Origin of the sequence: Aeromonas sp. ZOR0002, from assembly GCF_963866995.1 — a bacterium.
GTDB lineage: Bacteria > Pseudomonadota > Gammaproteobacteria > Enterobacterales > Aeromonadaceae > Aeromonas > Aeromonas caviae.
Map to the genome: position 1 here is coordinate 1 of NZ_CAWMFQ010000217.1, position 3,343 is coordinate 3,343.

Genomic DNA, 3,343 nt, shown 5'->3' on the forward strand with positions numbered 1-3,343 from the left:
GAAGGGGAATCGGGGCAGGGTCGTGGCCTGGGGAGCGTCGCTCACGAGGGCGACGATGTCAGGATCCTCGGGGAAGAGCAGGGGCCGGCCGATGGCGGCGCGATACAGCTCCACCTTGGGAAAGCGCCTGTGCTTGAACCCCTCGACCAACAGCAGATCCAGGGCGCTCGCATCGAAGCGGGCCAGCAGCGCCTCGAAGGGGGGCTCCCCCTCCGGGGTCTCCCGGATCAGGGCGTGGCGCCGGTCGGAGGCCGCCATCACCTGGGTGGCGCCCGCCTGGCGCAGGCGGTGGCTGTCCTTGCCGGGCTGGTCCATGTCAAAGGCGTGGTGGGTGTGCTTGAGCACCCCGAGGCGCAGACCGCGCGCCACCAGGCGCGGGATGAGGCGCTCCAGCAGGGTGGTCTTGCCGGTGCCGCTCCAGGCGACGAAGCCGAGCAGGGGCAGGGGGCTCATGGCGCGCCCCCTTCCCGCAGCCTCGCCTCCCAGGCGGCGAGTTCGGCCGGGCTGTTGAGGTTGACGAAGGCGTCGGGCAGATCGGCAAAGGGCACTACCGCCATCCGGTGGCGGGCAAACCAGGCCCCGGTCTTGCGCTCCCCGTCCGCCAGCGCCTGTTGCAGAGAGGGGCGCAGGGCGCGGCGCAGCAGGGCGACCACGGGCTGGAGGTGCTCCCCGTCGTGGGCCACCACCAGATCGGTGTCCGGGGTGATGGCGGCGCGAAAGCGGGTCATCAGATCAAGGGGCAGGGCGGGGCCGTCACAGGGGACGAACAGCACCCAGTCGTGACGGGCCGCCGTCAGCCCCGCCAGCATGCCGGCCAGCGGCCCCTGGAAGTCGGCCTGCGCGTCCCCGATGACGGGAGCAAGCTGCCGGTAGCGAGCCTGGCTGCGGTTGGCGTTGATCAGCACCTCGTCCACCTGGGGGCGCAGGCGGGTCAGCACGTGCTGGATCAGGGGAGTGCCCGCGAGGGGCACCCAGCCCTTGTCATCGCCCCCCATGCGGGTGGCGCGACCGCCCGCGAGGATGACGCCACTGACGAGAAAAGCGGGGGAAGAGGAAGGGGTCATGGTGCTCCGTTGCTCGCAAAGGGATGCCCACAGGGGCGTGTCGGGATCTTGCGCCAAGGCGGGCGTGGGAGCAACCTTCGGCTGCCCCGGCAAAGGCGCCTTTGGCCGCAGGGTTTGTCCAAGCTCACAAAACGGGATCGGCAAACGTCATATGATCCCCAGCATTCTGAGTCTTGCTCTCCTGCCTGATGGCAACTTCATGTAAATCAAAGAGAATGACTATGGCTACCGGACAATATCTGCTGTGGAAAGATGCACAGGGTCACGATTTTCGCCCCGTTGCGCTGACGGGCACCAATCTGCTCAACGATCGCAACCTCAACAAGGGTACCGCCTTCACCGAACAGGAGCGGGCCGATTTTGAGCTGGGCGGCCTGCTGCCGCCCCAAGTGCAGACCTTCGAAGCCCAGCTGGAGCGGGTCTATGAGGCCTTCCTGAGCGCCTGCAGCGACATCGAGAAGTACCAGAACCTGCGAGCCCTGCAGGATCGCAACGAAACCCTGTTCTACGCCCTCCTGTCCCGCCACGTGGAGGAGATGACTCCCTACATCTACACCCCGACCGTGGGCAAGGCGTGCCAGGAGTTCAGCCACCGCTTCCAGAAGCCGCGCGGCCTCTACATCACCCCGAAGAACGTCGATGACATGGGCTCTCTCGCCCGCCACATGGATGCCAAGGCGGTGCGCATCATCGTCGTGACCGACAGCCAGGGGATCCTCGGCATCGGCGATCAGGGGGTGGGGGGCATGGGCATTCCCATCGGCAAGCTCGCCCTCTATACCCTGGGGGCGGGCATCCACCCCGCCTGCTGCCTGCCCATCGCGCTGGACGTGGGCACCGACAACCAGGCGCTGCTGGATGACCCCATGTACCTGGGTCAGCCCCACAGGCGCATTCGCGGCAAGGAGTACGACGACTTCATCGACAAGTTCGTGGCCGGGGTCAAGCGCCACTTCCCCAACGCCGTGTTGCAGTGGGAGGACTTCAGCAAGTCCAACGCCTTCAACAACCTGGCCCGCTACCAGCAGGCGCTGCCGTCGTTCAACGACGACATCCAGGGCACCGGGGCCGTGGTGCTGGCGGGCATCATAGGGGCCGTCAAATCCAAGGGGGAAACCCTGGGCCAGCAGCACTACCTGGTCTACGGGGCCGGAGCCGGCGGGGTCGGGGTGGCGGATCAGATCTGCGCGGGGATGATCCGCGAGGGGCTTGACCCGCAGGCGGCGCGGGATCGCATCTATATCCTGGATACCCAGGGGCTGGTGTGTGACAACCGCGAGGGGCTGGATGAGTACAAGCGCCGCTACGCCAAGCCGGGCCTCTTGCTGGCCCAGTGGGATCTGCAGGGCAAGGCGGGGCTGACCGAGGTGCTGCGCCACGTGCCCATCACAGTGCTGCTCGGCACCAGCGGCGCCGGTGGCGCCTTCCAGGAGGAGCACATCCAGCTGATGCTGACCCACTGCGAGCGCCCCATGGTGTTCCCCCTCTCCAACCCTACCGCCAACTGCGAGGCGTTGCCGGAAGACATCTTCCGCTGGAGCCAGGGGCGCGCCATCGTCGCCACCGGCAGCCCGTTCAAGGACGTGCATCATGAGGGGCAGGATTATCGCATCGGTCAGGGCAACAACGTCTTCATCTTCCCCGGCGTGGGGCTGGCGGCCATCGTCAGCCAGATCCGCGAGATAAGCCCGGACATCTTCACCACCGCCGCCTTTGCGCTCGCGGAGTGCGTGAGCGAGGCGGATCTCGCCCGGGGCACCGTCTACCCGAGGATCAGCGAGCTGCGCAACATCTCGGTGCACGTGGCGACCGCAGTGCTCAAGGATATCGTGCGCCGCGACCCCTCCCACCCGCTCATCGGTCAGGATCTGCAAGAGCACATCCTGAGCCATATGTGGGAGCCGGTCTACCTGCCCTATCGCCGGGTCTGAGGTGCGACCTGCCCGCACGTGTCGCGGACATGACGATGCCATAGAAACAGAGAGGGTGGCCCAGGCCACCCTCTCTGTTTTCCGCCCTGCTGTGTGTGCGGGGCAGGACGCTGCCACTTATTGAGCGGGCGGGGGCACCAGGCGGTCATCGACGCTGCCGTCGCCCCGAAGCTTGTTGCCATTGGCATCGACGGCGTCCACGCCGTTGTCGTCCACCCGGCCACCGGCATGACGCTCCCCGCCTGCATGTTTGTCGCCACCGCCGTGGCGATCGCCGCCAGCGTGCTGGTCGCCACCGGCATGTTCGCCCTGACCACGGTCATCGCCGCCGTGGCCGCTGTCGTCCCC

Annotated in this window: 3 protein-coding genes; 1 reads left to right on the top strand and 2 read right to left on the bottom strand. The window is 67.2% G+C overall.

Going from position 1 to position 3,343, the window contains the following annotated elements; genetic code table 11:
* Positions 1–453 (bottom strand): molybdopterin-guanine dinucleotide biosynthesis protein B (mobB, locus tag AACR77_RS12595; protein ID WP_042881978.1); only part of this gene is annotated, 453 nt, incomplete at its 3' end.
* The gene (gene mobA / locus AACR77_RS12600; protein WP_042881980.1) at positions 450–1,064 is read right to left on the bottom strand and encodes a molybdenum cofactor guanylyltransferase MobA; all 615 of its coding nucleotides are present in this window, start codon (positions 1,062–1,064) and stop codon (positions 450–452) included. The genes mobA and mobB, both read right to left, overlap by 4 nt.
* A 221-nt stretch (positions 1,065–1,285) precedes the next feature.
* On the opposite strand from mobA, the gene AACR77_RS12605 reads away from it, so the two are divergent.
* On the top strand, positions 1,286–2,995 hold the full coding sequence (locus AACR77_RS12605; protein WP_010673606.1) for an NAD-dependent malic enzyme: 1,710 nt from the start codon (positions 1,286–1,288) through the stop codon (positions 2,993–2,995).
* The last annotated feature ends 348 nt before the right edge of the window (positions 2,996–3,343 follow it).